This window comes from Enterococcus sp. DIV2385, from assembly GCF_051711925.1.
Lineage (GTDB): Bacteria > Bacillota > Bacilli > Lactobacillales > Enterococcaceae > Enterococcus > Enterococcus faecalis.
This window is the reverse complement of the sequence record NZ_JBIONV010000001.1, coordinates 2,375,959-2,402,161: the sequence shown is the minus strand read 5'-3', so window position 1 is coordinate 2,402,161 and position 26,203 is coordinate 2,375,959. Positions and strand designations below refer to the sequence as shown.

32 protein-coding genes and 2 pseudogenes are annotated in these 26,203 nt (G+C 29.7%); 26 read left to right on the top strand and 8 right to left on the bottom strand.

Annotated elements, in window-relative coordinates; all coding sequences use genetic code 11:
- Window positions 1-181 precede the first annotated feature (181 nt).
- The gene (locus IGM04_RS11675; protein WP_050443328.1) at window positions 182-481 is read right to left on the bottom strand and encodes a hypothetical protein; all 300 of its coding nucleotides are present in this window, start codon (window positions 479-481) and stop codon (window positions 182-184) included.
- Window positions 482-716: 235 nt separating this feature from the next.
- Here IGM04_RS11675 and IGM04_RS11670 point away from each other — a divergent pair, with 235 nt between their 5' ends.
- The 6 genes and pseudogenes from IGM04_RS11670 (at window position 717) to IGM04_RS11645 (ending at window position 5,056) form a co-directional block, all read left to right on the top strand.
- Complete coding sequence (locus IGM04_RS11670; RefSeq protein WP_002371724.1) at window positions 717-917, top strand: cold-shock protein; 201 nt, start codon at window positions 717-719, stop codon at window positions 915-917.
- Between the two features lie 90 nt (window positions 918-1,007).
- Window positions 1,008-1,235, top strand: a complete 228-nt coding sequence (locus IGM04_RS11665) for a hypothetical protein (RefSeq protein WP_002380886.1) — start codon at window positions 1,008-1,010, stop codon at window positions 1,233-1,235.
- 251 nt (window positions 1,236-1,486) lie between these two features.
- The gene (locus IGM04_RS11660; protein ID WP_033592576.1) at window positions 1,487-2,536 is read left to right on the top strand and encodes a hypothetical protein; all 1,050 of its coding nucleotides are present in this window, start codon (window positions 1,487-1,489) and stop codon (window positions 2,534-2,536) included.
- A 151-nt stretch (window positions 2,537-2,687) separates the two neighbouring features.
- Window positions 2,688-3,820 (top strand): annotated as a pseudogene (locus tag IGM04_RS11655) (IS3 family transposase).
- A gap of 344 nt (window positions 3,821-4,164) precedes the next feature.
- Complete coding sequence (locus tag IGM04_RS11650) at window positions 4,165-4,461, top strand: type II toxin-antitoxin system RelB/DinJ family antitoxin (protein ID WP_033594349.1); 297 nt, start codon at window positions 4,165-4,167, stop codon at window positions 4,459-4,461.
- A gap of 145 nt (window positions 4,462-4,606) precedes the next feature.
- A complete protein-coding gene (locus IGM04_RS11645; RefSeq protein WP_033594348.1) occupies window positions 4,607-5,056 on the top strand; it encodes a GNAT family N-acetyltransferase in 450 nt (149 codons plus the stop codon).
- Window positions 5,057-5,623: 567 nt separating this feature from the next.
- On the opposite strand, the gene IGM04_RS11640 is transcribed toward IGM04_RS11645, so the two are convergent.
- Window positions 5,624-7,069, bottom strand: coding sequence for a helix-turn-helix domain-containing protein (locus IGM04_RS11640; RefSeq protein ID WP_033594347.1), 1,446 nt, complete (start codon window positions 7,067-7,069; stop codon window positions 5,624-5,626).
- Window positions 7,070-7,240: 171 nt separating this feature from the next.
- Between IGM04_RS11640 and IGM04_RS11635 the strand changes: the two genes are divergently transcribed.
- The 5 genes from IGM04_RS11635 (at window position 7,241) to IGM04_RS11615 (ending at window position 14,089) form a co-directional block, all read left to right on the top strand.
- On the top strand, window positions 7,241-8,062 hold the full coding sequence (locus IGM04_RS11635; RefSeq protein ID WP_002408303.1) for a WxL domain-containing protein: 822 nt from the start codon (window positions 7,241-7,243) through the stop codon (window positions 8,060-8,062).
- Between the two features lie 88 nt (window positions 8,063-8,150).
- Window positions 8,151-8,531 (top strand): LPXTG cell wall anchor domain-containing protein, encoded by a 381-nt coding sequence (locus IGM04_RS11630; RefSeq protein WP_086318197.1) that lies wholly within the window; start codon window positions 8,151-8,153, stop codon window positions 8,529-8,531.
- Window positions 8,521-11,469: a WxL domain-containing protein gene (locus IGM04_RS11625; protein ID WP_033594345.1), complete on the top strand. Its 2,949-nt coding sequence runs from the start codon at window positions 8,521-8,523 to the stop codon at window positions 11,467-11,469. Before IGM04_RS11630 ends, IGM04_RS11625 begins: the two co-directional genes overlap by 11 nt.
- Before the next feature lie 98 nt (window positions 11,470-11,567).
- Window positions 11,568-12,605 carry a DUF916 and DUF3324 domain-containing protein gene (locus tag IGM04_RS11620; protein WP_161633719.1) on the top strand — a complete coding sequence of 346 codons (1,038 nt, stop codon included), beginning with the start codon at window positions 11,568-11,570 and terminating at the stop codon, window positions 12,603-12,605.
- A 488-nt stretch (window positions 12,606-13,093) separates the two neighbouring features.
- On the top strand, window positions 13,094-14,089 hold the full coding sequence (locus tag IGM04_RS11615) for an alpha/beta hydrolase (protein WP_033594343.1): 996 nt from the start codon (window positions 13,094-13,096) through the stop codon (window positions 14,087-14,089).
- 290 nt (window positions 14,090-14,379) lie between these two features.
- Here IGM04_RS11615 and IGM04_RS11610 read toward each other — a convergent pair whose 3' ends face one another.
- Together IGM04_RS11610 and IGM04_RS11605 are read right to left on the bottom strand one after the other, a co-directional pair.
- The gene (locus tag IGM04_RS11610; protein ID WP_002371732.1) at window positions 14,380-14,988 is read right to left on the bottom strand and encodes a hypothetical protein; all 609 of its coding nucleotides are present in this window, start codon (window positions 14,986-14,988) and stop codon (window positions 14,380-14,382) included.
- 78 nt (window positions 14,989-15,066) lie between these two features.
- Window positions 15,067-15,396: a winged helix-turn-helix transcriptional regulator gene (locus tag IGM04_RS11605; RefSeq protein ID WP_010816770.1), complete on the bottom strand. Its 330-nt coding sequence runs from the start codon at window positions 15,394-15,396 to the stop codon at window positions 15,067-15,069.
- 221 nt (window positions 15,397-15,617) lie between these two features.
- On the opposite strand from IGM04_RS11605, the gene IGM04_RS11600 reads away from it, so the two are divergent.
- The 4 genes from IGM04_RS11600 (at window position 15,618) to IGM04_RS11585 (ending at window position 19,017) form a co-directional block, all read left to right on the top strand.
- The gene (locus IGM04_RS11600) at window positions 15,618-16,199 is read left to right on the top strand and encodes a histidine phosphatase family protein (protein ID WP_033592584.1); all 582 of its coding nucleotides are present in this window, start codon (window positions 15,618-15,620) and stop codon (window positions 16,197-16,199) included.
- 16 nt (window positions 16,200-16,215) lie between these two features.
- Window positions 16,216-16,635 carry a MerR family transcriptional regulator gene (locus IGM04_RS11595; protein WP_002365234.1) on the top strand — a complete coding sequence of 140 codons (420 nt, stop codon included), beginning with the start codon at window positions 16,216-16,218 and terminating at the stop codon, window positions 16,633-16,635.
- A 75-nt stretch (window positions 16,636-16,710) separates the two neighbouring features.
- Window positions 16,711-17,586 carry an aldo/keto reductase gene (locus tag IGM04_RS11590; protein ID WP_033594341.1) on the top strand — a complete coding sequence of 292 codons (876 nt, stop codon included), beginning with the start codon at window positions 16,711-16,713 and terminating at the stop codon, window positions 17,584-17,586.
- 99 nt (window positions 17,587-17,685) lie between these two features.
- Complete coding sequence (locus IGM04_RS11585; protein WP_016633980.1) at window positions 17,686-19,017, top strand: FAD-dependent oxidoreductase; 1,332 nt, start codon at window positions 17,686-17,688, stop codon at window positions 19,015-19,017.
- Between the two features lie 37 nt (window positions 19,018-19,054).
- Here IGM04_RS11585 and IGM04_RS11580 read toward each other — a convergent pair whose 3' ends face one another.
- Genes IGM04_RS11580 through IGM04_RS11570 form a run of 3 tightly spaced genes read right to left on the bottom strand, consistent with a single transcriptional unit; the run spans window position 19,055 to window position 20,455 of the window.
- Window positions 19,055-19,390, bottom strand: a complete 336-nt coding sequence (locus IGM04_RS11580) for a winged helix-turn-helix transcriptional regulator (protein ID WP_033592588.1) — start codon at window positions 19,388-19,390, stop codon at window positions 19,055-19,057.
- Window positions 19,391-19,427: 37 nt separating this feature from the next.
- Window positions 19,428-20,081, bottom strand: a complete 654-nt coding sequence (locus tag IGM04_RS11575; RefSeq protein ID WP_016633978.1) for an ImmA/IrrE family metallo-endopeptidase — start codon at window positions 20,079-20,081, stop codon at window positions 19,428-19,430.
- Window positions 20,078-20,455 (bottom strand): helix-turn-helix domain-containing protein, encoded by a 378-nt coding sequence (locus IGM04_RS11570; protein WP_010816769.1) that lies wholly within the window; start codon window positions 20,453-20,455, stop codon window positions 20,078-20,080. The genes IGM04_RS11575 and IGM04_RS11570 overlap by 4 nt, the downstream gene beginning before the upstream one ends.
- A gap of 735 nt (window positions 20,456-21,190) precedes the next feature.
- Between IGM04_RS11570 and IGM04_RS11565 the strand changes: the two genes are divergently transcribed.
- From IGM04_RS11565 to IGM04_RS11550, 4 genes are all read left to right on the top strand, one after another.
- Window positions 21,191-21,442, top strand: coding sequence for a hypothetical protein (locus tag IGM04_RS11565; protein WP_002408313.1), 252 nt, complete (start codon window positions 21,191-21,193; stop codon window positions 21,440-21,442).
- Window positions 21,443-21,527: 85 nt separating this feature from the next.
- On the top strand, window positions 21,528-21,854 hold the full coding sequence (locus IGM04_RS11560) for a hypothetical protein (protein WP_033594340.1): 327 nt from the start codon (window positions 21,528-21,530) through the stop codon (window positions 21,852-21,854).
- Window positions 21,854-22,270, top strand: coding sequence for a DUF961 family protein (locus tag IGM04_RS11555; RefSeq protein ID WP_033594339.1), 417 nt, complete (start codon window positions 21,854-21,856; stop codon window positions 22,268-22,270). The genes IGM04_RS11560 and IGM04_RS11555 overlap by 1 nt, the downstream gene beginning before the upstream one ends.
- Before the next feature lie 22 nt (window positions 22,271-22,292).
- Window positions 22,293-22,454 carry a hypothetical protein gene (locus tag IGM04_RS11550; protein WP_002408316.1) on the top strand — a complete coding sequence of 54 codons (162 nt, stop codon included), beginning with the start codon at window positions 22,293-22,295 and terminating at the stop codon, window positions 22,452-22,454.
- Here the strand turns inward: IGM04_RS11550 and IGM04_RS11545 are convergent.
- On the bottom strand, window positions 22,441-22,629 hold the full coding sequence (locus IGM04_RS11545; protein WP_002408317.1) for a hypothetical protein: 189 nt from the start codon (window positions 22,627-22,629) through the stop codon (window positions 22,441-22,443). The genes IGM04_RS11550 and IGM04_RS11545 overlap by 14 nt on opposite strands.
- 214 nt (window positions 22,630-22,843) lie before the next feature.
- On the opposite strand from IGM04_RS11545, the gene IGM04_RS11540 reads away from it, so the two are divergent.
- The 7 genes and pseudogenes from IGM04_RS11540 (at window position 22,844) to IGM04_RS11510 (ending at window position 26,197) form a co-directional block, all read left to right on the top strand.
- Window positions 22,844-22,996 carry a DUF6906 family protein gene (locus IGM04_RS11540; protein ID WP_033600203.1) on the top strand — a complete coding sequence of 51 codons (153 nt, stop codon included), beginning with the start codon at window positions 22,844-22,846 and terminating at the stop codon, window positions 22,994-22,996.
- Window positions 22,997-23,033: 37 nt separating this feature from the next.
- Window positions 23,034-23,358, top strand: a pseudogene (locus IGM04_RS11535) (hypothetical protein).
- Between the two features lie 59 nt (window positions 23,359-23,417).
- A complete protein-coding gene (locus IGM04_RS11530) occupies window positions 23,418-23,744 on the top strand; it encodes a nucleotidyltransferase family protein (RefSeq protein WP_002394268.1) in 327 nt (108 codons plus the stop codon).
- Window positions 23,734-24,114, top strand: coding sequence for a HepT-like ribonuclease domain-containing protein (locus IGM04_RS11525; RefSeq protein WP_086318199.1), 381 nt, complete (start codon window positions 23,734-23,736; stop codon window positions 24,112-24,114). Before IGM04_RS11530 ends, IGM04_RS11525 begins: the two co-directional genes overlap by 11 nt.
- A complete protein-coding gene (locus IGM04_RS11520) occupies window positions 24,115-25,623 on the top strand; it encodes an FtsK/SpoIIIE domain-containing protein (protein ID WP_086318200.1) in 1,509 nt (502 codons plus the stop codon).
- 18 nt (window positions 25,624-25,641) lie between these two features.
- Window positions 25,642-25,920, top strand: coding sequence for a hypothetical protein (locus IGM04_RS11515; protein WP_033599775.1), 279 nt, complete (start codon window positions 25,642-25,644; stop codon window positions 25,918-25,920).
- Window positions 25,910-26,197: a hypothetical protein gene (locus IGM04_RS11510; protein WP_033599777.1), complete on the top strand. Its 288-nt coding sequence runs from the start codon at window positions 25,910-25,912 to the stop codon at window positions 26,195-26,197. The genes IGM04_RS11515 and IGM04_RS11510 overlap by 11 nt, the downstream gene beginning before the upstream one ends.
- The last annotated feature ends 6 nt before the right edge of the window (window positions 26,198-26,203 follow it).

The following is a 26,203-nucleotide window of genomic DNA, read 5'->3' as shown; positions in this document are numbered from 1 at the left end:
AAGAATCATAAAAAAGAAGACCGAAAATTTTTTTACGATTTTTGGTCTTCTTTTTTTATTGTTTATAATTTGAATAAAGTTAATCCCATTGATATAAAGTGGAGTCTAAAATAAAAACACTATTGGCAAATAATAGTGTTTTTAGAGCAAAATTTATTCAATTAGTGAATAAATGTTTTAACTACTTATACATATACATGAGTTCCTTGCAGCGATTAATTGCGTGATCAAGTCTTTTATATTTATCAATATCAATATCTAATATGGATAAACGTAATTCAATATTTTTTATCTCCCTTAAATTTAAAACGGCATAGAAAGAATCAACTGTTTGATTATTGTTTATTTTTTTTGTTAAAAATGCTTTTGAACGTGAAGAATATAGATTGTAGTTTAAAGAGTAAACTTTTATTGGATAAAAATTAGTATTCATATGAACACCTACTTTCTGATACAAGTAAATTCTAACATTAATTTTCATATTAGTTACTTTTATTTTTAAATGTAATTGAATCTTAATAAATTCGAATTAAGTACTATCTAAATTATTTCAATAAGACTTAGTTTTGTTTATTCCTTATTAATGTGTTATAGTGAACAAGTAATCAATTTTGATAAGTAATTTGAGTTATATATCTAAAAACTATACTTCTCCTTTTGCACTCAACATTTTTTGCAATAATTTGCATGATTTAGTGCACTAGGAGGAAATATACATGAACAATGGTACAGTAAAATGGTTTAACGCAGACAAAGGTTTTGGATTTATTACAGGTGAAGATGGCAATGATGTATTTGCCCATTTTTCAGCTATCCAAACAGATGGATTTAAAACTTTAGATGAAGGACAAACCGTAACGTTTGATACTGAAGAAGGTCCGCGTGGGCCACAAGCCACTAATATCGCAAAAGCTTAATTACGAGTAATAACGGATCAATTTTTGATCCGTTATTTTTTAATATTTATTGTATGAAAGAATTTGAAATTACAGAAAAGAGGAAATTATATGGGATTTAATGGATGGAAACCAAGTGTGCCTTCTGAAAGTAGTAAACAATTTTCTGAAAATCAACATGTGTCTTTTATGTATAGAAAAGAAATAAGAAGTGGTAAGATAAAAGATTTATTGACCAATTCAGCAATTATAGAATTGGACAGCATCAAAGGTCATAAAGAAAAAAATGAAACAATTGTGATTGGATATGACAAATTATATGGATCTAAGCATGAATGATAAATAGTTACTATTAATGAATTATTAAAATCTAAAAAAACTTTATGCAAACTAGTATTAACTAGTAGTTATACTGGATAATTTTTTTCGTAATTAGTTTATTAAATTATAACAGGTTATTTATCACATAAAACAAATTGAATAAATGCTTTTAAACAACATTTTATAATTATAGGAAATCAAAATATTTGTATAAATAAATAACATCCTATAAAATTTTATTGTAAACAAAAATTAGGGGGATATATAAAATGGAAAAAAGAAATACAAGATTCAGAACTTATTTTACAGATGATGAAGCAGGGACAAATATCTCTTGGGGGGCAGTTTTTGCTGGAGTAATCACATTTTTATCTATTTTTATGACTCTTGGACTTATTGGATCAGCGATTGGGTTCGGTACTTTAAAACCGACATCAAGTAATTCTTTAGATGGCGTTGGGACTGGACTCATTATTTGGACGATTATTACTATTGTGTTATCTCTGTTTGCTGCAGGATTTGTATCTGGTGTAGCGGCTAAAAGAATTGGTTTATTGCACGGCTTCTTAACATGGGCAACAAGTATGGTTGTAGTAATGCTTCTAGTGAGTTATACAGCAGTTAGTGCATTTTCAGCAATCGGTTCCCTTTTAGGAAATGTTGCTTCTGGTGTAGGGGATAGTGTTGGGGTAGTTGCTTCTACTACTGGCGATGCGATTTCAAAAGGTTTTGATAAAGTAACTGATGAAATTGGCACGGTCAATACACAAGAACTACAAAACAATGTAAATAAATATTTAAAAGATACGGATGTTCCAGAACTTCAACCAGATTATTTAAAAGACCAAATGAGTGAAGCAACTGATAAAATCAAAGATGCTGGTAAAGAAATTATAAAAAATCCTGAAAATGCAGATAAGGTTTTTGATTCTACAGCGGATTCTTTACAAGACCAAGCGAAAAAAATTGGCGATTCGGTAGATAAAAACGCGATTGCGAATGCTGTAGCGAAAAATAGTGACTTATCTCAAGAAGAAGCACAACAAGCAACAGATAATATTTACAATGAATTAAAAACAGCTAGTAATGAAGCGCAAAAACAAATTGGCACTGCACGTACTAATTTAGATAAAGCTAAAGATGATTTGAAAGAATCAATCGATGAAGCAAGACAAGCGGCAGAGGATGCGTCAAACACGACAGCTAAAGCATCTATTTGGGGATTTGTTGCAATGGTTATTGGATTAATTATTACTTCTCTATCTGGATTATTAGGAGCTAACTTAGTAAAAAATCCTGAAAGAGAACATAAATTGTAAATTCTATTGTTATACGCTATTTAATTTAATGGATATAATAAAAAAAGTTAGTAATGTAAATAGGAACTGACCCAATAAACTGAGACAAAATAAAAAAGCACCTCTTGTTGAATTCACGTTAAAATGAATTTAACTAGGAGGTGCTTTTTCAATGGGAAATCGAGTTTATTATCCGATTCACATCAAAGAAATGGCTATACAGATGAAAAAAGAGAATATTTCTGTAAAAACGATTATGGAAGAATTAGGCATTAAAAACAAAACACAAATTGAAACATGGCGGCGTTGGTACCGTAATGCGAGAATCATCGTCTGGTTCAACCCGTTGGAAAACAATATGCTTATGGAAAAGGTCCAGAAAATCTATCAAATGAACAACAACTTAAAAATGAAAATAACTATTTAAAAATGCACATTGAGGTGCTAAAAAAGTACAAAGAATTGGAAAGGACGTGGAGTCAGAAATATTTGTACAATTAGTTAAAAGAATGAAAGGGAAATTAACCATTACTGCATTTTGTTAACTTTTCGGCGTTTTGCGAGCTACTTATTATCGTTGGACTCATCGAAAAGACTTGGGAAAGTTAACTCTTTTTGAAGAAGCTGTTCGTCGTCTTTGCTTCCAGCATAAGTTTCGATATGGCTATCGAAAGATTACTGCGTTGATTAACAAGGAATACAAAGTAAATAAAAACACTATACAAAAGATTATGCAGAAATATCATTGGAATTGTCGCGTGAAAATGAATAAACGCAGTAAAGTGGGATAACCTTACATGGTTGTCGAGAACAAGCTGAATAGACAATTTTCTTCAGATGCTCCTTTAAAGAAATTGGTAACAGATATACTTATCTACCTTTTGGTTAAAAGCAATTGTATTTGTCTTCGATTATGGATTTATACAATGGTGAAATTATCGCCTATACCATCGGTGATAAGCAAGATACGGCTTTTGTTCTGTATACACTTGATCAATTGCCCAAACAACGGATTGTCTATTGCATAGTGATCGGGGCTCTGTTTATACTTCTTTTGATTACCAGAACCAAATAAAAATAAAAGGCATTACCATGAGTATGTCCCGCAAAGGAACACCTTCAGATAATGCCTGCATCGAATCGTTTCATGCCTCACTAAAGTCTGAAACGTTCTACTTAGATGGGCTCACAAATGAACCTTCATCTATTGTAATAGAAATTGTAAAAAAATACATTACTTATTATAATGAAAGCCGAATTCAACAAAAACTAGACTACCAATCGCCGATAGACTATTGGAAATAAGCAGTCTAGGAAAATGCTTTTTTATTCCTGTCTCACAATCTTAGGTCAGTTCCTTTTCATTTGTCTACCATAATAAAAAATCCTTTCTAAATGAGTGTCTATTTAATTGATAGTATAGCAGAAAATCTGTCTACTTTATTAGCATACATGAAAAGGAGGAATTCTTATGGTAAATATCATTGGGGGTTAGTAGTTAATTAAAAGAATTGAAAGAAAGTTCTTGGCATGATTCAAACAGTAGATGGATAGAATTTCAAAGAGGCACGAAAAGTATATAAAAAGCTACTATTATATACAATAGCAGCTTTTTATGGTAAGGTAGTGTCATTAAAGTAGGGGAAAGTATGGCAACGATTAGAATTGATGATGAATTAAAACATGATGCAGATAAAATGTTTGATGAAGTGGGCATGAATACGTCGGTTGCAGTTAAAATATTTTTGAATAGCTTTGTTAAGACTGGAAAATTTCCATTTGATATTGAGACAATTTCTTATCAGCCAAATACTGAAACATTACAAGCCTTTAAAGAGACGGAGAACCTTATAGAACGTATGGATTTAGAAAATGGTGAGGATTTGGATAGCTATTTTGGCAGAATGACAAAAGAATCAGTCAAGGAAGAACATGCTAAATTATAAAATGAATCAAATAACCTACAATAACTTTAAATAAACTATGCATTATCCTCGGATAACACAATTAGACAGTGTTTTTACGTATTCTACTAGACCCTATTTTAGTGAAGAATACATAATAGCATTTTTTATTTTGGAGGGAAATTAAATGGAAAATTTGGAATTAGTTATTAAAGATACAAAAGAATTACTACCCTTAGAATTTTTAAAAATTATTAAAGAACGTGTTCGTGTTTTCGTTGTAGAGCAGAATTGTGCATATCAAGAAGTAGATGATAAAGACGACACTGCTCGACATGTATATTTTAAATCCAATGATAAGATTGTAGCTTATGCTCGTATTACATTAGACCAAAATGATACAACTATTAGTTTTGGTAGAGTGTTAGTAGTTAAAGAATATCGAAACCTAAAATTAGGGAAAAAAATTGTTACAGAAACAATTGCTGAAATACAAAAACTTTATCCAACCAAGGTTATTAAAATATCAGCACAAAGTTATTTAAAAAAAATGTATGAGTCTTTTGGATTTCAAGCAGTTTCTGGTATTTATTTAGAAGATGATATTCCACATATTTCTATGGTTTTGAATACTTGATTTGAAATTAATAATTTTTAATATATTCAATTTATGTTTAACTAGAGAAAAGATTTATTGAAGAATTCAAAAACACGTAAAGTTATTAGTGTATTTTTTATCATGAATACATTGGGTATTAGGTGTATTGTTTGTTGTTAAAATTTTGAGTTTAAAAATTCCTAAGCAGATTTCAATATATATTGTAGAAAATTATTAGGCATTATTATTAAATAAATTTTAAGAATTAATATGTTTTATTAATGTGTTTAGATGGAAAGTCTACTAGAACTGTTCATTATACTTGGTCCCTTTTTGCAGATGTGATGACATATATAATCTGTAAAGAACATTTAAAGCTTTACCAACATTTAGTATGATTTAAAAATTCAGGGAAAGCTTAAAACGATAACTTCAGATGAATATTGAGTAAATAAATCAGTTGTAAACTTATAGTGATAATTCTTGGTATCAAGAATTATCACTACTTTTTATATTCGAAACTTCTAAAAGTATAGTAAATATTTTCAAATAAATAGTTAATATTACAAAAATGATTTATCAGATGTTGAAACAACGTTAAAATAATTATTTTTTTCTGATATATATATCATTAATTATTTTCCGGATGTTAAAAAAGTCAATTGGAGAAGGGAATTCTTCAATATATATATATTCGGAGTTTCCATATAATTCATTTAGTAAAGAATCGTTATTTGTTGTTATTACTAAATCGATTTTAGAACTTTGAATATGCGAACTAGCAATAAAAATTTTAATGTTATAAATATGTGAGAACGAATCAGTTAATTCCTTCTTTAAGATATTTTCATAAAGTAGACCTAAATCTGTATTTAAAAAAATAATTATCTCTTTTTCAAAAAAACTTAATGGATAATATTGACCAAATATTAATTGATAATTTTTAAGTAAAGAATACGATGTATTTAAGCTGTACAGTTTTATCTCATATCTTTCAAACACTTTATTTTTAATAGTTGTTAATCTTTTTTTTAGTTCTGGGTAATTATTTAAATATGGATCTGTATTCTTAAAAGAATCCCAATTATAGTATAAGAAGTGGAAAACATGGCAAGAGTATATGAGATTGTATAAGTGTATAGAATCTATTAAATAACCATCCATAACCTTTTGTAACTCATTACAGAAATCAGTAGAAACTAAGGATGCTGTAGAATTTAAATCAAAGAGAGTTTTTGATAACTGATTTCCTAGAGGGCTTAAAATAAATCTAGGTGCAGAAATAAAAGACAAGAAGATATATAGTGCATCTGTATAAGGGATTGTAACATGACTACTTATTTTGGGCCATATATTTTCTTTGAACCACCTATCTTCAATATTGAGTTCTTTTGAAATAACAGGGGAATACCCTTTTCTACTCCTTATTATAGTTATAGCGATAGCATTTACCGCCTGATTAATACTGACAAAATTAGTTTCAGTCATTACTTGTTTAGGAATAATATTTGACAAGATTGTAACTAATTTATTTTTATCCAATTCTTCAAAAATCCATTTTTCACCTTTATAGAGTGACCAAAAAAACTTTTGAGCTAAAATGCGTATACTATTTTCATCACCATATAATTTCGAAATATTATTTTGTGTTTTTATAGTAAAATTATAATCGCGTATTGCTTTTCTAATTATGTTAATCTTTCTTCTGAAGCTACCTTCACTGATAAAGTTATTTATCGTAAATTCAAATATATTAACTTCATTACGTAATAAAAAAGTTTTGAATAACTTTATATTTATATCCTCGCTTATTACATCTATTTCTAATTGTCTGTAACTAACATCTATATCAAAATTTAATGTTTCTTCTATTTTAGATAAAGTTGAAATTCTATACTTAAATTCAGATATATATTTATAAATAGTATTTTTTGAAATATTTGATAAAGAACTCATTTCATTTACAGATAGATGCTTATTATTTTTTAACATTTTTAAAATAGTAAGCTTTTTGAAAGTGCTATTTTCAATTATCTCCATTGCTAGTCTCAAATTTCAATCTCCTTTTTAAAAAATGAACAAAAATAAATCAATTTATGTTAACTCAGTAGAATAAAAATATAATATCATTAAAAAAGTAAATACATAAGTTAAATGCTTATTCTTATAGCTAAAAACATCTAACTTATGTATTATAACTATCACTTTTTTAGGAGGAATAAAATGAAAAAAACATTATCTGGAGTTTTATTAAGTAGTATGACATTAGGATTACTACTATCAATCGCTCCAAATTCTGTATTTGCAGACGAAAATGGTGGCCAATTAGGTTCAGAGGGATCCATTAAGTACTTTCAAAATGATGAAGTTGTACCACCAATTGATCCGGAAGAACCAGATCCAGAGAAACCTGTTGATCCAGGTAACCCTGATCCAGAAGGTCCAGATCCAGAGCCAGGTACTGATGGACCTTTAAGTTTGGATTACGTTCCACATTTATACTTTGGTTTAAATCAAATTACTAATAAAGATACAGTTTATAATGCTTACGCAACACCTTTACGTAATCTAGAAGGTGGTGTGGATAAATATGTGCCTAACTATGTTCAAGTTACTGACGAGAGAAGTGAGTATGCAGGTTGGACATTAACTGTTGCGCAGAAAGATGAATTTACTTCAGGTTCAGGTTCTACTTTAGGAAGTGCAACTCAAATATCGTTAACTAATCCATCCACTAAAGGAGTCTGGGAGGATGCTACAGCACCTTCAGTAGTTACAGATTCAATTAACTTATTACCGAACAATGAAGCACAAACTGTATTGGCTGCAGCAGAGAATGAAGGGGAAGGTACCTGGATTAATTCATGGGGAACTGTTGAAACTGAACAACGTTTTACTGCCGTTGAAGGTGAAGATGAACCTCAATTGAAAGATGCACAAGTGAATAAAGCTGTTCAACTTTCAGTTCCAGGTTCTGTTAAAAAACAAGCTGAACGCTATGTAACAAATCTTGATTGGGTATTATCAGATACGCCCGCTCAATAATTATATTATTATCCTGTGAGAGGTTGGCTGTTTATGTCAGCTTCTCTTTTTATTAGAAACTGTATGATATAGAATTTTGAGGTGAAACATGAAGAAAAGAATGTTCGATAGAAAAAGTTATTTTTTGACTATAACAAGCTTAGGATTAATACTTGCTACAATTTTAGTTTCTATAAATAGCTTTGCAGAAGAGAAAGGCATAAATTCTCAAGGCACAACTGGTTTTTTTGGGATTTATGAAGAAAAGCATAGTCCAGATCCTGGAGGAGACATTGATCCTAATTTAAAAAATGAAGAAGAACTAACCAATAAATTGTCAAATCAAGCTAATACTTCTAATAGTCAAGTACTTCCAAATACTGGGGAAAAAACAAACGAGTTTACCTTGATTGGGTGGATAATGATACTTACCATAACTTTTTGCTTGATTTTCTTAAAAAAAAGAAAGGAGAATGCTTATGAAAATTAGATGGTTAAGCAAAGTATTTGTATTAAGCTTGTTTATTGCGGAAATTGTTAATGGATCAACAGTTTTTGCTGTAGAAAAAGATAATAATGTATCGAATTCAATAGAATCGAGTTTACAAGAAAAAACAAATAATAATATTATAGAAGACACTCCTACCATTGCCCCAGTTGTTATTGGACATGAAGATTATACTGAAGTTAATATATCACACAATACATTTAAGTTAAAGATTATTGGGGAATCACTCAAAGCGGACTACGAATTCGTTCTTTCAGATGAATTGAGAATCGAAGAAATTACTGGCGAAGTTAAATATAATAAAGAAAAAAACAGCCTCATATTTCCTAAGGATGAACCGTTTAATAGTGATATCAGTTTTATAAGTGATGAAAGTATTTCCTCAAAAACATATGTGTTTGATTTTGGGTTTGAAGGAGCTGTCTCTACTGTTATTACCAAAGTTACAATTAATGTAAAAGAAAATTTTTATTCTCAAAAGAATAATGATAAAGAATCTTCTAGTGAAAATAACACACATACACAAGAAGAAAATAGTTCTTCATTGAATAGCAGTAAAATAGAAAATAAATCTGAAATTGCCATAGATGAAAATGAAAAATCTACAGAAGATTTCACTAATGCATATGCAGCACAAGAACCTACAGAAATTGGCTCTTTATTAGCTGCTCCAAAAAGTATTAATCAGGATAATATGGAAGATTTTCCAAGTAAATTTAATTTTACACCTAAGATTTATCCTGGTGTCACTCAAGTAGGATACAACACAGTATCTGCAACTCAAAGTATTTCAGAAAAAGAATTAACTAGTGAGGAAATGAAAGCCATTCAACAATATGGTGGATATTTTGTATATTATAAACGTGCAGGTATATACAAAGGTCGTTATATCGACATTAAGTGGAATTTTTTACAGAGTCCAAACGTAAATCCTAATATAAGAATCAAAATTCACTCAACATTAAATAGTAACTATCCTAATAATAAAATTATGTCTATAACAAGAATGTTTTATAATAGCCGTGTAAATACAAATATGAATTTTTTGGATAGTGCAACTAAACAACCAGCTACCATTTCAGGATATATCTCATATGGTAATGTTGATAATACAGAGTATTATACTTTTGATAATTCGAGAATTTCAAATTATGTATATTCTTTTTATCAGAATAATTTAAAATATATTCAAACAATTCCAGATGGTTCAGGAGTAACTACAAATTTCGGTGTTCAAGGTCAGCCTCAAGGAATGACAACAGTTGTTCCAGCTAACACTTTTACAATAATGTTTGAAGATCAGCAAAGCTTCCCTATAACATATGGATATGTTTCTTCAGGAGTAGGTTATGCTCAATGGTTGGGTGCAATTGACTTAAACTTACTTAGGATTGGTTATGAAGCGCCCACTTTTTATGGAGATGAAGAGGGGACTAATATTGAAGATAACACTTTAGAATATAGAGCTATTCAAAGTAATCCTTCTAGGGGAGGCGGGCAAACACAGATAGTACTCCCGGAGGATTATAAAATAAATATGGAAATTGAACACTATGAATTGTTAAATAGAATAAACCCATCAGACATTACTATTAAAAATATTGATACGGGTGGAAATATTACCAGCCAATTCGACATAACAATTTCTGAAAATGGAAAAGTAACTTTGAACTTAAAGAATATTGGGAATACTTCTATTCAAAAAAATAATTTTCCTTCAACCATGGAAATTAAATTTAAGGCAACTACGAAAACTGGTGTTAATTTATCTAAAGCCTATCAAAATATTGACGGTCAAGGATACTATGTTTTTTCAATTTCAGGAGATTTAACTTATCGACAACCAGCTGTTGAGAATGATATAACCTTGGCTTCAAATTCAGCATTAGCTAAAATTAAAACTGATGATGTGCCCATGCCAGAACTCCAAAAATCTTACACCAACATTACTAAAGAAGATGGATTAAATCGGGATGAAAGGGAATTGTATATTGGTGATATTTTACGTTATGATATAAAATATTACAATCCAGGAGATACTCTAACTAATGTTAAATTAGTTGATGAACTACCTGAACAAAATTTATTTAGAAAAATTGGAGAATACACTTTAACTATAGATGGAGAAGAAATCGAAATTCCTGAGGATTTTTATGATGAAAAGAATAACCAACTACAAATGGTATTTTCTGAAATAAGAAAGGATTCAGTAGTTAAATTAAGTTATCAACTGCAATCAACTGGTTTAGCACAAGGAAATCAATTGGTTAACAATGTTTTTTTCATAACAGAGAGTGGCAATTCTATGGAAACGGGTGTTTCTACAGAGCAAGTGGATATAGTTCCAATCCTAAATCCTGAGAGTCCAACAGAAATAATTACACCAAATACAGGAACTTTGGGAGCTCAATTAGGAAATTTAAATTTAGTTTATGTTCCTTCGTTTGATTTTGGAGAACAAAAGATTACTAATAGAGATAGTGAATATAGTGCAAAATTAGTAGAAATAAACGATGGAAAAGAAGTTCCAAATTTTGTACAAATACACGATACCTTACAAGATAAAAGTGGTTGGAAATTGTCAATGACATTAGATGAATTTTATAATCAAAATCAAGATAAATTGAATGGAGCGCAACTGACTATAAATAATTCTCAATATAATAATTATGAGGGATTAAATAGACCGTTTACAGGTGAACTTTCCAAAGAAATACTATTTATGGCTGGTGGAGATGCTAATTTAATTGCAGCGTCAACTGATAATAGTGATTTACAAAATAGCATTATTGCTTTTGGAAATACAGAGGAAGATACTGCAAAAAATTCAGTATCTTTAAAGATTCCTGGAGTCACAAAAAAAGTAGAAAGTGATTATAAAGCTAACCTCGATTGGCAATTACAAAATGTTCCTGAATAATTATTTGGAGAGCTTAGTCTCTCCAAATAATTTTTAAAATGATACAATGAAAGGACTATATTATGAAAAAAATACGATATATAATCGGTTCGTTATTAATGACAGTTATGATTATTATGACAGACAATATATATGCCTCTGCGGCAGAATTTAAATTTTCAGTTAATCCCATTCAATCTAGCAAACAATTGGATAAAAGCTTAACGTATTTTGATATAATGTTAAAACCTAACGAACAAGAAAATTTACAAGTTAAACTTGGAAATGCGACAGATAAAGATGTAAAAGTTGATATTTCAATAAATGGTGCGAAAACAAATGGTAACGGAGTAGTAGAGTATAGAAATAATAAATTAAAAAATACGAATAACTTACCAGTAGATATCAGTAATATTGTTGAATTTCCTGATCAGGTAATAGTACCTGCTAAAAGTGAAAAAATTGTGGATTTCAAAATAAAAATGCCTGAAAAGTTTTTTGATGGACTAATAGCAGGTGGTATTCAATTTAGAGAGAATGGCCAAGAAAATAAAAGTGATGATAATAAAGATGCTGTAGCCATAAATAATACATTTTCATACGTCTTAGCACTGCTTATTAGAGAAAATGAAAATGAAGTAATCCCAGATGTTTCTTTAAACAAAGTTTTTATAAATACTCAATATGGCAGAAGCAATACTATTTTAAGGTTGCAAAATAATTCTGCCAGTTATCTAAATAAAATGGCAATAGATGCTAAGGTTTATTATGAAAATAGTAAAGATGCTATCTCCGCAATAAAAAAAATAGATATGCAGTTTGCTCCAAATTCTATTATGGATTTTCGGATTGGTATGGGAACAAAAGCTATAAATGCTGGAACATACAGTATGATTGGAACACTATATGGTGATAAAAGTTCTTTAGGAAAATATGAATATAATGGTGAAAAATATAGATACAAGATTAATCTTAATCAAAACTTTAAAGTAACAAATAAAAACGCAAAAGAAGTAAACGAAGAAAATGTTATATTAGAAAAAAATAACAATAAAATTTGGATCATTATTATCCTGGGTCTATTAGTGATGATTATTACTTTATTTGCTATTATTGTATTTATTTTAAAAAAAAGAAAAAAAACTTCCGATAAATAGATTAAGGAAGATTTTTACTCTTTTTGAAAGTGTCTCTAGTTTTATTAACATTAGGCCTTCTTTTTAGAAGTATGGATACAAGAAGTAGTGTTAGTCTTATATTTGTTAATATTTTTCAATCGTAATTTTATCGTGCAATTTAGTTATATTAAAACAATAAATCGAGAGTGGGCTATTTCAAAAGTTTATATCCTGATTTTTTATTTAGTTAAAGTAAGATTTAAAAAGTATCAGTTTGAACCTATAATTAAAGGAGAGAAATATGAATAGAAAAATATATGATTTATTTGAAAATGAGATTAGAAAAAATAATACAAAATATACAATTTATTATGTTAAGTGTGATTGTCATAATCTCGCTATAAGGCAAAAAGGGTGTGTTAATTTTTTTCGATGTAGTTGGTGTTGTACAGAATTTATACGTGATCAATTTGGGAATATTGTGAAAAACAACAGTTGATTAACATAGGTCTAATAAGGGAGAAAAAATGATAAAATTAATTGATTTTTTTGTATATACGTTTGTAATTATTGCTTTCCTATTTTTATTAGTTTTAGTAGTACTTTATTTCACGCCAAATCCCATATTTAAAATAGCTAATTCAATACCGATAGAAGAAAATTTATCAAAGCCAGATAATTATTCTAACATAGAAAGCAGTGTCACTGTGAATAAAAATATTCCTTATACAAACGAATACAAAAATAATAAATTGGATATATATTCACCAAAAGATTTTAAAGGAAAATTACCAGTAGTACTATTTATTCATGGTGGAGGTTTTTTCAAAGGTGATAAAGAAATGGCAAAATATTTTGGACCTACTATATCTAATAGTCATTACAGCTTCATCAGCATTAATTATGACTTAGCACCAGATACTACTTTATTTAACCAAGTGCAACAGATTAATGAAGCTATTAAATTTATTAAAAAAAATGAGAATAATTACTGTTTAGACACTAGTAGTATTAATTTGTCAGGATCATCGGCAGGTGGATTTTTAGCACTACAATTGTTGTCTGCATACCATAATAAAAAATATACTAAAGAACTACAAATAATACCCGTTGAAAACATTAAATTTAATAGCTTATTGCTATATAGTTCAGTATATAATTTGTCAGAATTCCAAAAATTTAATGGTAATATTTTAACTAACTATCTATTATCTAAAATTGGATGGGGGTTAACTGGAGAGAAAAAATGGAAGACTAATAGGGATTTAGGAGAAAAGTTAAACCTAAACAATTATGTGAATAGTGGTTTCCCGCCAATATTTATAACTGATGGTAATACTAAAACCTTCACAGAACAAGCAGAAGACTATGCTAATATATTAATCAAAAAACATGTTCCCGTAAAAACTTTATTTTTTGATTCAAAGAATAAAGTAGGGCATGGATATCAACTTAAAATGAATACAGAAGCTTCAAAACAGGCGGTAAAAGAATCTTTAAAATTCTTACAAAAATGGAATTAGTAAAAATTTATCAAATTAAACTATAGAAGATAGAAAAAAGAAATAGACAAATTTTGGACTACCAGACTACCCGTAGGTAAATAACTGCTAGTATAGATATAGCGAACATTTTGCAAAATATAAATTTAAATTAATTTAATTTATATCTAAAAAAACTACAGATACGGAGTATACCTTTTATTACGAATAGATAATAAATGTAATGAACATTTTGACCTACTTATAAAAAAGTCTGAGAATATTATTGTTAATATTTTTCAGACTTTTTTATTACATATAATTGTTATTGTTTAATCGAATTTTATAATTTTTAAATCTTTAAAAAACGCTTCTGTACCGATATCAACGAACAATCCTATACTACCAGAAGCAGCCTCCCCAAGTTTCATGTTCTCTACAACCAAAGAAGGAGTTTCATTATTGTTTATATAAAATTCACCTCTAGATTCTTGAATTATGGCTTTTAAAGTAATCCATTCGTTAAGCTTAATATCAGCTGAACCTTCATAATCCGCTATGTTAAGATTTCTAAAATATTCAAAGGTATAGTTGGGGTATGAAAAATATTGTACTGCTCTATTCTTTCTTATAGGGTCTTCGCTATGACCATTGGTAGGGCGTATATAAAAAGATTCAAATTTAGAATCATCATCATTTATCCTGAATGCAATACCGATAAAACCTCGAGCAAAGTTTGGAGCATTCGACAATAACCTACTTAACATTTTTACTTCAATTATACCATTATGAAAAGAAAAATTAGTTACTTTAGCGTAGGTATTTTCATCAAACTCCATTATTTTATTTGATTTTACAACTCTTAAAACAATATCTTTTTTTAAAGTAGTAAGTTTGGCATTTACATTTACTTGCTCAAAATCAAACATTTCTATATCCATGTTTTCACGCTCCCTAATTTTCTATAATATAAGGATAGCTTATTTTTTTTAGAATGAGAAGTAGGTACAAAAATGTAACTATATGTTAACTTGTGTTTTGTAGAATTCTCCCCACTCTCTCATAGATTCAATTACAGGTAATAATGTATTTCCTAGTTTAGTTAATTTATATTCGACATGGGGTGGATTTTTTTTTAAATCAATACGTTCAACAAGGCCATCTTTAATCATTGACTTTAAACTAGCTGTTAAAACTTTTTGTGAAATTCCACTCAATGATCTTTTTAATTCACTATTTCTTTTGGAACCAGTCATTAAATCCCGGATAATCAAGACCTTCCATTTACTATTAACTAGTTTAACTGTTGTTTCTACATCACAAATAGGTAATTGTGGATTTTTTTTCATAATTTTGTTCTCCGAATAGAATTTTTAATTTATCTATAGTATAAATTAAATTTATAGATAATTTCAACGAAAATATCTAATAAAATTTTATTAATAGACTTTCTATTTTAGTTAATATTGTGTGAAAAATTATAGATATATATTTTAAAACATAATCAGTTGCCTTGAAGTTAACTTCAAGGTTTATAATGATGAAAAATAGATAGTAGGGAGTTAGATAGATGAAAAAGACACTTTATTTAATGAGACATGGTCAAACATTGTTCAATCAACAAAAAAAAATTCAAGGATGGTGCGATTCTCCTTTAACAAAACAAGGAATTGAACAAGCTAAGATAGCTAAAGAATTTTTTGAAAAAAACGTTATTGTATTTGATGGTGCACACACTTCTACTCTTGAACGAGCTTCAGATACATTAGAATTAATTACAGAAATAAACTATGAGCGGCATAAAGGATTAAAAGAATGGAATTTTGGCAGATTAGAAGCGGAGCATGAATATTTAAATCCACCATTACCTTATAGAGATTTTTTTGTACAATATGGCGGTGAAGAAGAAATAGAGTTTAGAAAAAGAGTAACAAAATGCTTAGTAAATATTATGCAGAAAGAACAAGGTAAAACTATTTTAGTAGTCTCACATGGAGCAGCTTGTAGACAATTTATAAGAGAGTGGGCGCATTTAAGTGATATTACACCGCAAGCTCCTATTGGTAACTGTAGTATTATGAAATTTTGTTTTGAGAATGATCAGTTTTACTTAGAAGAGATTATTAATCATGATTTTTCACATTTAGAGTAAGGAGGTAAAGACAATAATGAATATAAAACAGGCAGCAGAAATGTTTAATTTAACAGTAGATACGTTAAGATATTATGAACGAGTGGGAATAATACCTCCTGTATCAAGAAACAGTAGCGGATATAGAGACTATAAAACTAAAGATTTAAATTGGGTTTATTTAGTAAAAAATCTTCGTAATGCAGGCTTATCTATAGAATCTTTGATTGAATTTTCAACTTTAGCACAACTTAGAGATAAACAAAATGTAGAAGATGCGCAAAAGCATATTTTAAAAGAACAGTTAGTAGAATTAGATAAAAAGCTAGAGGAAATGCAGCAAACAAGAGAATTACTTGTGTACAAGATAGAAACATACGAGGATCATATTGCAAAATTTAAAGCTGGTGAATTGGATCCTGATAAAGTCGAAAAACTATGGGAACGAAAAAAATAAAACTTTTTTCTTTTTATGTATTTAGCTCTAAGGTTTAGGATAGGACATGTAAAGAAATTTGAGGAGGAAAAAAATATGCAAACAATTACTTTGAATAATGGCGTAGAAATGCCTCAATTGGGATTTGGTGTGTATCAAATTCCATTAGAAGAAACAGCTGAAGCAGTCTATCAAGCCATTAAAGCAGGATACCGTCTGATCGATACAGCTTCTATTTACGGAAATGAAAAAGAAACAGGTGAGGGAATCAAACGTGCCATCAATGAAGATCTGGTCACTAGAGATGAACTTTTTATTACCTCTAAATTGTTTATTCTTCAAGCATCAGAGGAAAAAGCTAAGGAAACGATTGAACATTCTCTTAAAGTAATGGGATTGGATTATTTTGATCTTTACCTTATTCATCAACCATACGGAGATATTTATGGTGCATGGCGGTCAATGGTTGCTACTCAAAAAGCAGGGAAATTGCGTGCAATAGGAATTTCAAATTTCAAGTCAGCTAAAATGATTGAGTTTGTTGGATTGAATGAAGTAAAACCTCAAATTAATCAAATTGAAGTGAATCCATGGAATCAGCGAATTGAAGATCAGGAATGGCACGAAAAATATGAAGTACAAATAGAAGCTTGGGCACCATTTGCAGAAGGCCGCCATGAACTATTCAAAAATCCAGTATTAGAAGAAATCGGTGAGCAATATGGCAAGTCAATTGGTCAAGTTGTGCTTCGCTGGCTAATGCAAAGAGGGATTGTAGCTTTAGCAAAATCAGTCCATCCTGAACGAATGTCTGAAAATATAGATATTTTTGATTTTGAGCTTTCAAAAGAAGACATTGAAAAGATAGCTAATTTAGACATGAAAGAATCTGCTTTCTTTGATCATGACGCACCACAGCAAGTGGAATGGTTTATGAATAGAATGCTAGACACTGAAACTAATGTGGATTAAAGGAGTTAAAAAAGATAGGTCTATATGGTTACTTTAAAGTAACTAATTGCTAGCTATAATAAAACCTTATAAAATTATTTTAGAAAGGAAGTGATTGTTATGAACAAATATAAAAATATAATTATTGGTTTTGGAAAGGGAGGGAAAACACTAGCAAAAGAAATTGCTATGCGTGGTGAAGAGGTATTGATGATTGAAGAATCTGAACTAATGTATGGAGGGACATGTATTAATGTAGGATGTATACCATCAAAATCTTTAATAATTAATGGAGAAAAACATTTAGATATGTCAACGGCGCATTCAATAAAAAATAGTTTGACAAGTAAGTTGAGAGAAAAAAATTACAATAACCTTTTTGAAGAAGAGAATATAACTATTTTAAATGGAAAAGCTAAATTTTTATCAGATAAAATCATACAAATCACTAAGACAGATAATACGAAAATCCAAGTTGAAGGTGAACGTATTTTTATTAATACGGGCTCAAAAGCTATCAAATTACCTATAGATGGGTTAAATAAAAGTAAAAATGTTTTAGATTCTACAACTGCTATGGAACAAGTAATAGCACCAGAAAAAATAGTTATTATAGGTGCTGGTTACATTGGGTTAGAATTTGCATCAATGTTTAATTCTTATGGAAGCAAAGTTAGTATTTTAGATGCTAGCTCTGAATTTTTACCTAGAGAAGATGAAGATATCTCAACATTAATATATAAAGATTTTTTAGATAAGGGAATTGATATTCAGTTAGGCGTATCTATAAACCATATCATAGATAAGGATAATTATACTGAAGTAATATATACTCAAGCTGGTAAAATAAAGAAAGTAGAAGTGTCTAAATTGCTTGTAGCTACAGGTAGAAAACCTAATACAGATACCTTAGGATTAGAAAATACAAATATAAAAACGGATAGTCATGGGGCTATTGTTGTAGATGAATTTTTAAAAACATCTGTGGAAAATATTTGGGCAATAGGCGATGTAAAAGGGGGCCTACAATTTACCTATATTTCTTTAGATGATTATAGAATAATAGTAGATTATCTTTATGGTGACAAAAAGAGAAATACTATGAATAGAGGTAATATACCGTACAGTGTATTTATAACACCACCTTTTTCAAGTGTTGGAATAAAAGAAAAAGAGCTAGAAAAAAGCAAAGTAAACTATAAAGTTTTTAGTCTACCTGTTAAAGCTATACCTAAAGCACATATTATTGATCAGACAGTAGGGATTTTTAAAGTAATAATAGATGCAGAAACTGAAAAGATTTTGGGAGCTTCTTTATATGGTGCAGAATCTCATGAATTAATAAATCTTATTTCGTTGGCAATGGATTTTAATATGGACTATAAAGTATTACGTGATAGAGTGTATACCCATCCTACTATGTCGGAATCTTTAAATGATTTACTAAAATAAAAAATTGAAGTTCATTCCATAACCATAGAAATGAACTTCAATTTTTTAGATTTGTACAATCTAATTCTCTTTGACCCCATAGTTTCATTTGTAAAACAATAATTGCTAAATCTTTTCCCTTTTCAGACAAATAATAAGTGGACGAAGTAGTATTATTGAAAACTTCTTTTTCATTCTTAACAATCTCATTGTCTTCCAAAAGTTTTAGTTGTTGTTTGATCATTTTTGGAGAACTATTCGGAAGCAATCGGCAAATTTCTCCAAAGCGCATAGATCCTCCGTTTAGGGATTCTATTATTTGGGGGATCCACTTTTTTCCAAGTATATTAGATAAAGCCTCTACAGGGCATTTTTTTTCTACGTTTTTATCCATTATGTAACACTCCTTTTATGAATTATTAAAATAAAAACTAATTGAAAATAAATCTGTAGATATCAGTTTCTTTATGAAAGTAATAATTGTTAAAAAGTGTATTAGCGTGTGCAAAAGTACAGTTATTTACATACATAAGATGTTCAATGAGTCTATTTCTTAATGCAGATTTGCTCATAAAAAAGTATTGTGCAATTTCTTCGAATGAATAAAAATTTTTTAATGCGTAAAACAAGGCTTGGTCATTTGCCATTAACATGCTAGCACCGACATTAGCACGATATTCTTTTGGAAAATCTTCCATCAAATAACCATTTTTCAAAAGAATATCAGAAAAAGTATGGGTTGCATTATTAATTTTAGGTATATCTATGTAGTAATGCATAATTTCATGCATTTTAGTGAAATTTTTTCGTTCTAACATTAATTCCTTGTTTGTTGTTATAATGACTTCATCGTCTACTTTAGAGATTGAACCAAGCATCCGTCTTTTAAGTTGTTTTTGAAACGTGTATTCAACAAATTCAACATCTTCAACTTCTTTTACATATTTTTCAATATCAAAGCATTTAACTTGTTCAATATTTTTGGAAGAGTAGTAAGATACTTCTTTTATTAATTCGTTCGAAAAATTAAATGCTTCAAAATAGAGTTCTTTACTAATAAAATCCACCAACAACAGTCCAATCAATCTTTTTTGTTACGTTCCTTTTTTTCTTTTGCTTTTTTTATAAGAAAATCTTGAAAGTCGATTAATTCCTCTTCTAATTCTTCTATATCTTCTATGTCCATATCAGAAGTATTTAAACGAAAATGAGAAATAATATTTTGTCCGATGCTATCTTCATCTTTAGGTAGTAAAGGATTTGAAGTTCTATTTAAAAGAAAATCTGAAGATACGTTGAAGAAGTCTGCGATTTTTGAAAGTTCATTTTCTCTTATCGGGCGAGATCCTAATTCAATTTTTTTATAGACACTTATATTCATATTGATTGCATCGGCTATTTCTTGTTGAGTAACATTTTTGTTTTCTCTTAGTGATTTAATTTTTTTGTAAGTTTCCATTTTAGAACTCCTGAGTCTATTTTAGTATAGTTTATCATATAAAATTAAAAATAATAAATAAAGTTCCGTTTTGATATTGACGGTTCTATTTCGTTGTGTTATAGTTCTGATATAGAACTGTTAGTTCTGTAAATTAGATAAACAAAAAGCGTTCACGAGGAGAAAATGAATTTCTGTTTCGCAAACACTTATATAAATACTAGACACATTTATTTTAAGCGATTTGACGAAATAATACAAGAATGAAATTTTTGTTCGAGGTTGTAAGTCTTGTTGAGGTGATGCGTACCAGCCGTTGAATGGGACGCAAGGTGGCAGTAGTATCTTTAACTAGAGCCATATTGATGACAGATTAATGCAGAGCTGTCAGATTATTTTCAATAACCATGTCGTGAGACACGTTGGAAATAGTTGCTGAACTAGATTGAATAAAAAAATCTATGCAAGCTCAATAAAAGGAGGAGAGCTGTATACCGTATATTACAGTACTATCTAATGTGCCGTGATGTGATGTAAGAGTCACTAGCCGTTGAAGATGATTCTATGTATTGTGATGAACGTAAGAATCTAAAATTGAAATACAATTAAAGTTGTTATTTTTAAGCGTGGAAAAGATTTTTTATAAAAGAATATTCAATATTAACTTTAGTAAGCACAACTGTATTATTTTAGTTGTACTTTTTTATTTTAAATGAAAGAACAGAATTTGTTATTAAGTGAATAAGGAGGATAAAAATGAAAAAAGAGCTATTACTTTTTGTTGAGAAGTTTGTTGAACGTATGAAACGACAGAAAAAAGCTTTTTCTATTTCGGATATAGAAAAGAGCTATAACTTAGAACGTAAGAAGTTAGGTAAGAGTGCGGTTAAGTTAACAAACATGGAACGCTTAACAATTGAAAGTCGATTATTAAAAAATCAGATTTTACAACGAACATATAAAATGACAGGTTATCATAAACCTTGTCAAGTTGTGTTTTTTAGTTAATAAGAAGAATTGCATAAAGAGAGAAAGGCAGTCAATAGTTGACTGTTTATTTTTGTATAAAAATTAGTGAAAGAAGGAAATTATTTTGGCAAATAGAATTCAAGAAATTGCATTAACAGAAAAAAATCTAGGAAGTAAAATTAAAGCTGTTTATAAAACAGAACGTGATATTTATGTAAATGGGGCACCTGTTCGTGGTCGTGTGTTCACCGCTTCAAGCGAAAAGCAACGTGATTTTGAAATTTTTGTTCCTCATTTACGAAATTCACAAATGCTGAATGGTCGTGAAGAAGTAAAATTAATTGAACCAGTGGCTCGAATCAATGTAAAACGGAATAACATTGGAAATAGTCGCTCAATTGACATGGTAGTTTATGCAAAACGTTTAGAAGTAGTTGGAGGTAATAAATAATGGGATTAACATTCGAAAATAACACGATTGAAAATTTTGATGTAGTAGGAACATTTGGTACGATGAATTTTTTAGAAGTAGTTGCAATTAATGAACGTGATGGTGAAGGAAATGTGACTGACGATGTTCGTGAACAACGAGTAACGGTTTATTCTAGCAAATTAAATGACCAAGTAGAAATTGCGATTGATCCAGATTATGATGTTAGTGGTATCAATTATGATGATGAGATCGAGTTGACTGGAAATGTAACAGCTCGTGGGTGGCTTAATGCTTATAAAGGTTTTAATGACAATGTACAAACAGAACAAGCATTTAAAGTCCGTGCAGTGGGTATTAAAAAATTAGGAGCTGTTAAACCAGCGCAACCTACACTACAAAAAGAAAATAAGAATCAAGTAAATGAGCAAAAATAAATGTTAGATTGAGGTAGATTAAATGAGCAAAAGAGAAGAATTAAAAAAAATAGGTGATGAATTGTATGAAGTTTTGGCACAAAAAAACGTTACCTTTGAACAAGCAAAAGTAACGCTAGATTATCTTTCAATTAAATTAGATTGTGAAATGAAACGAACAATGGTGTCTCTTAAGACGTTGTAAAATAGAGAATACTTTTTTCAGGAATGTAGTATTGAATATTGGAGCTGATAAATTCTAAAATTTTATCATCAATAATTGATTGGAATTTTTCAATTTTGAGTCTTTGGTTGTTGGCAAGAATAATTGTTACGGATTTCATGTCTATTTCACATGCTTTTTCAATTGTTTTTAGCATTATTATAGGACACCTCCTTTTGTTAATATTTTACCACTGAACCAGAAATTTCTGAAAAAATTAATTGGATGTGGGAATTGAAACGAAAGTAAATATCATATTCAGACGAATCGGTGGCACCGTTTAACAGCTGTGAAGGGCATTCTAACGAGTGCCCTTTTTATTATTAATGGTTTGTTAACAGACATTAATAATAAAGAATAGGAGTGGTTAAATGAAACAAGGGAAACGCCCAGTTAGGAAAGAAAAAGAATTGCTGAAAAGTCGCAGATTAAATGCAATGAATTGGTTAGTGGAAAGACGGTTGAAGAGTAGTGTTATTTTTCTGCATAAGGAAAGTGGTAATTTGAAAGAAATTTTTTATTAAGGAGGAATGTTAATGAAAGGGGGTGTCTTGTAAGTTAATGAGTAGTCTGTCGGAAAAAATGGAGCATAAGCAAGTAAGGTATCGAGCTTTTTTAGAAAGAAGATTGCATTCATATAGGGGGTGGCAAAGTTTTAATTATTACAGTGACTTGTACTTAAAACTATTTAATGAAACGAGCAATAGTCTTATTCAATTCTTATTACTAGATGATTATTTTTTTTGAAAGTGAACAAGCTATTTTGAAATTATTAGATAGTTTTTTTGATCAATTAATTCGTGCCTACGATTTGAAGTTTCATGAAGATTTTGAAAAGAATGTGTATTTTGAAGAATATCCATTAGGAATAAGTGAGGTAAATTGATTGTGTATTTTGAATGCTTTATAATGGCTTTAGAAAAGACGTTAGAAGAGGTGAAACAGATGGTGATGACAATGAATGAAATTAAAGAGCGTGTGAAGCCTGTAGCAGAAAAACACAATGTACCAGTCGTTTATGTCTTTGGTTCTTATGCACGTAATGAAGCGAAAGAAACCAGTGATATTGATTTTGCTGTAGATATTACAGGACAATCAGAAGAAGCCTATTGGAATTTATATGGAGATTTCTTTGAAGAATTAAAAGAAGCTGTAGCGCATGATATTGATTTAGTGGAGCTAGAAACTCTTGTTGATACACAAGATAAACCCGAAAGAAGAGAATTGTTAGCTACCATTTTAAAGGAAGGTGTAAAGGTATTTGAGAGATAGTACAGTAAAGGATTTACGTTTGTTAAGAGGAACGCTGATCTACATTCAAGATATAGAACAGACACTCAATCGTTTTGGAAGGGATTATGAAACCTTCTATCATGATAGAGTGTTTTTTAATGCAATCAGTATGTGTTTAATGCAAATTGGTGAATATACTGTTGGGAACAGTGGCTTTTCAGAAGAATTTAAAGAGAAAAATAGTGGTAAAGTTGATTGGAAAAGACTTAGGAATATGAGGAATATGTTTGCACATTCGTATAGCACAATGAATGAACGTCAGATTTTTCGAATGGCTACAGAATATATTCCAGTGTATAAAGAATTTTGTAGACAAGAATTAGCACGATTACAAAAAGAAGGTAGGTAAATGTTTAAAAAATTATTTAGATATAGAGGAAGGCGTATCCGTTATTCTTCAAGAAATTTGTTGGCACTCTATAGAGTGTTATTTTTTATGCCAATTTTTGCTTGTTTAGGCTATTTTGTGGGCTATAAATGGATGTATCCTTTATATCTTTCAAATCTAACTGATTGGAAAATATATATTGTACCAGCGTTAATCATTATAGGTGTCTCGATAGGCTCAATCGTGCTAATTACATTACTTGTTAAGGCTTCAATTATCAATTCGGGCTATTTTTCTAAAGTAGAACAACGTCAAGTGTTAGCTCGTATGATTATTGACAATGGCTATTATACGAAGAAGCAAGTTAAAGGTAGTGATGGTAAAACAAAAGAAAAAATAAAGTTCCCAAAAATTTATTATAAGTCTGCAAAAAATAGTATTTTCGTTTCATTTGAAACAGCAGGTAATAAATTTCAGGAAAAATTTGAAACCATTGGTGGTTTTTTGGAAACAGCGTTTCATGCGGATAATTTAAATCAGACTAGTGAGAAGGGATTTGTGATGTATGAGTTAGCAACTGATGTGTATAGTAAACGTATTTCCATTAGAGATATGCAAGCAGACAAAGGCAAAGTCCAGTTGATGAAAGGTTTATATTGGCATTTCGATAAAGACCCGCATATGTTGATTGGAGGAGGTACAGGTGGGGGTAAAACTTTTACCATTCTTTCTTTAATCTATGCTTTGTGTCGTGTGGGTGAAATAGAAATTTGTGACCCAAAAAATTCAGATTTAATGGCATTAGGTAGATTACCTTTATTTGAAGGAAAAGTTTTTACAGGGAAAACGGATATTGTCAATTGTATTAAAAATGCAGTACAGGAAATGGAAGAACGATTCAAAACTATCAACGAGAGTCCAAAATTTAAAATGGGTAAAAATTATGCTTATTACGGATTAAAACCAAAATTTATTGTCGTAGATGAATTTGCTGCATTTAAAGCAGAATTAGCGAATGACTATGCAACTGATGGTGATGTAGATGAATATTTAACCCAACTTATTTTAAAAGCTCGTCAAGCAGGAATTTTCTTTATTGTTGCTATGCAACGACCAGATGGCGAGTTTATCAAAACGGCATTAAGAGATCAATTTATGTTTCGTATGTCGGTTGGCCGTTTATCAGAAACAGGTATTTTGATGATTTTCGGCGATGAAAATAAAAATAAAAAGTTTAAATATGTTGAAAAAATTGATGGTTTAAAGGTTTATGGACGTGGCTATGTTGCTTTAGGTGGTTCTGTTGCAAGAGAATTTTATAGCCCGCAAGTACCACAAGATTTTGACTTCATTCAGGAATTTATCAAGATTTCTAAAGAATTAGGATATAAAGATGTTTCAAAAGAAGTGCAAGAAGAAGTATCTCAAAAAATATCTAAGCATGTGGATAAAGAAGCCCTTGCTGAAATTGATGAAGAGTTAGAAGCAGGACAAGCAAAGTTAGCTAAGTTAAGTGAAAAATTTGGATAATAAGAAAGGAGCTTTTTATTGGATTCTAGTGAAATAATTAAGCGCGTTAGAGAACGAGTATATGTTGAAGTCAAGAAACGATACAAAAAGCCTGATTTAGATACACGTATTCGTGACATTCTCTATGAACAATCAGAAAGCTATGCAAAATTAGTTCGATTTTCTAATGGAAAGCGAATAAAAAAATTAACTGATCCTGTTGAGTTTGAAAAATTTATGGAAAATAAGGGAACTGAAATTGTTGAAGAAGTAATTTTTGCTTTGAATAAAAAGGAGGAAAAAGAAAGTGAAATTTAAATCGCAAGGACAAATGCTAAGTTATGTAAAGGAGAAGGAACAAGAAATTATTAAAGAAGTTGAGCGGAGGGCAGAAAAAGAAGGGGTTTCAGATGATAATAGATTACTTGATTATAAGTCTTTAGTGACTTCTATTTTAGATGCAGAAGCTGTTTATGATGAAGATAGACCAGTTGAGGAAAAGAAATTCTCAACATCACAAGAAGTTGATAAGTATTTAGAAACAAGATTTAAGGAGCATATGGATTCTGCTTGGAAAGAAATGTTTGGTAAGTAGGTGTGA

Bases quoted from the DNA above. Each gene is read 5' to 3' on its own strand.
- IGM04_RS11670 (WP_002371724.1), top strand. From the start codon at position 717: ATGAACAATGGTACAGTAAAATGGTTTAACGCAGACAAAGGTTTTGGA.
- IGM04_RS11635 (WP_002408303.1), top strand. From the start codon at position 7,241: ATGAAAAAAACATTATCTGGAGTTTTATTAAGTAGTATGACATTAGGA.
- IGM04_RS11615 (WP_033594343.1), top strand. From the start codon at position 13,094: ATGATAAAATTAATTGATTTTTTTGTATATACGTTTGTAATTATTGCT.
- IGM04_RS11665 (WP_002380886.1), top strand. From the start codon at position 1,008: ATGGGATTTAATGGATGGAAACCAAGTGTGCCTTCTGAAAGTAGTAAA.
- IGM04_RS11620 (WP_161633719.1), top strand. From the start codon at position 11,568: ATGACAGTTATGATTATTATGACAGACAATATATATGCCTCTGCGGCA.
- IGM04_RS11545 (WP_002408317.1), bottom strand. From the start codon at position 22,629: ATGCTAAAAACAATTGAAAAAGCATGTGAAATAGACATGAAATCCGTA.
- IGM04_RS11565 (WP_002408313.1), top strand. From the start codon at position 21,191: ATGAAAAAAGAGCTATTACTTTTTGTTGAGAAGTTTGTTGAACGTATG.
- IGM04_RS11650 (WP_033594349.1), top strand. From the start codon at position 4,165: ATGGCAACGATTAGAATTGATGATGAATTAAAACATGATGCAGATAAA.
- IGM04_RS11585 (WP_016633980.1), top strand. From the start codon at position 17,686: ATGAACAAATATAAAAATATAATTATTGGTTTTGGAAAGGGAGGGAAA.
- IGM04_RS11555 (WP_033594339.1), top strand. From the start codon at position 21,854: ATGGGATTAACATTCGAAAATAACACGATTGAAAATTTTGATGTAGTA.
- IGM04_RS11550 (WP_002408316.1), top strand. From the start codon at position 22,293: ATGAGCAAAAGAGAAGAATTAAAAAAAATAGGTGATGAATTGTATGAA.
- IGM04_RS11580 (WP_033592588.1), bottom strand. From the start codon at position 19,390: ATGGATAAAAACGTAGAAAAAAAATGCCCTGTAGAGGCTTTATCTAAT.
- IGM04_RS11570 (WP_010816769.1), bottom strand. From the start codon at position 20,455: ATGGAAACTTACAAAAAAATTAAATCACTAAGAGAAAACAAAAATGTT.
- IGM04_RS11520 (WP_086318200.1), top strand. From the start codon at position 24,115: ATGTTTAAAAAATTATTTAGATATAGAGGAAGGCGTATCCGTTATTCT.
- IGM04_RS11530 (WP_002394268.1), top strand. From the start codon at position 23,418: ATGGTGATGACAATGAATGAAATTAAAGAGCGTGTGAAGCCTGTAGCA.
- IGM04_RS11630 (WP_086318197.1), top strand. From the start codon at position 8,151: ATGAAGAAAAGAATGTTCGATAGAAAAAGTTATTTTTTGACTATAACA.
- IGM04_RS11610 (WP_002371732.1), bottom strand. From the start codon at position 14,988: ATGGATATAGAAATGTTTGATTTTGAGCAAGTAAATGTAAATGCCAAA.
- IGM04_RS11605 (WP_010816770.1), bottom strand. From the start codon at position 15,396: ATGAAAAAAAATCCACAATTACCTATTTGTGATGTAGAAACAACAGTT.
- IGM04_RS11675 (WP_050443328.1), bottom strand. From the start codon at position 481: ATGAAAATTAATGTTAGAATTTACTTGTATCAGAAAGTAGGTGTTCAT.
- IGM04_RS11625 (WP_033594345.1), top strand. From the start codon at position 8,521: ATGAAAATTAGATGGTTAAGCAAAGTATTTGTATTAAGCTTGTTTATT.
- IGM04_RS11590 (WP_033594341.1), top strand. From the start codon at position 16,711: ATGCAAACAATTACTTTGAATAATGGCGTAGAAATGCCTCAATTGGGA.
- IGM04_RS11645 (WP_033594348.1), top strand. From the start codon at position 4,607: ATGGAAAATTTGGAATTAGTTATTAAAGATACAAAAGAATTACTACCC.
- IGM04_RS11540 (WP_033600203.1), top strand. From the start codon at position 22,844: ATGAAACAAGGGAAACGCCCAGTTAGGAAAGAAAAAGAATTGCTGAAA.
- IGM04_RS11600 (WP_033592584.1), top strand. From the start codon at position 15,618: ATGAAAAAGACACTTTATTTAATGAGACATGGTCAAACATTGTTCAAT.
- IGM04_RS11595 (WP_002365234.1), top strand. From the start codon at position 16,216: ATGAATATAAAACAGGCAGCAGAAATGTTTAATTTAACAGTAGATACG.
- IGM04_RS11660 (WP_033592576.1), top strand. From the start codon at position 1,487: ATGGAAAAAAGAAATACAAGATTCAGAACTTATTTTACAGATGATGAA.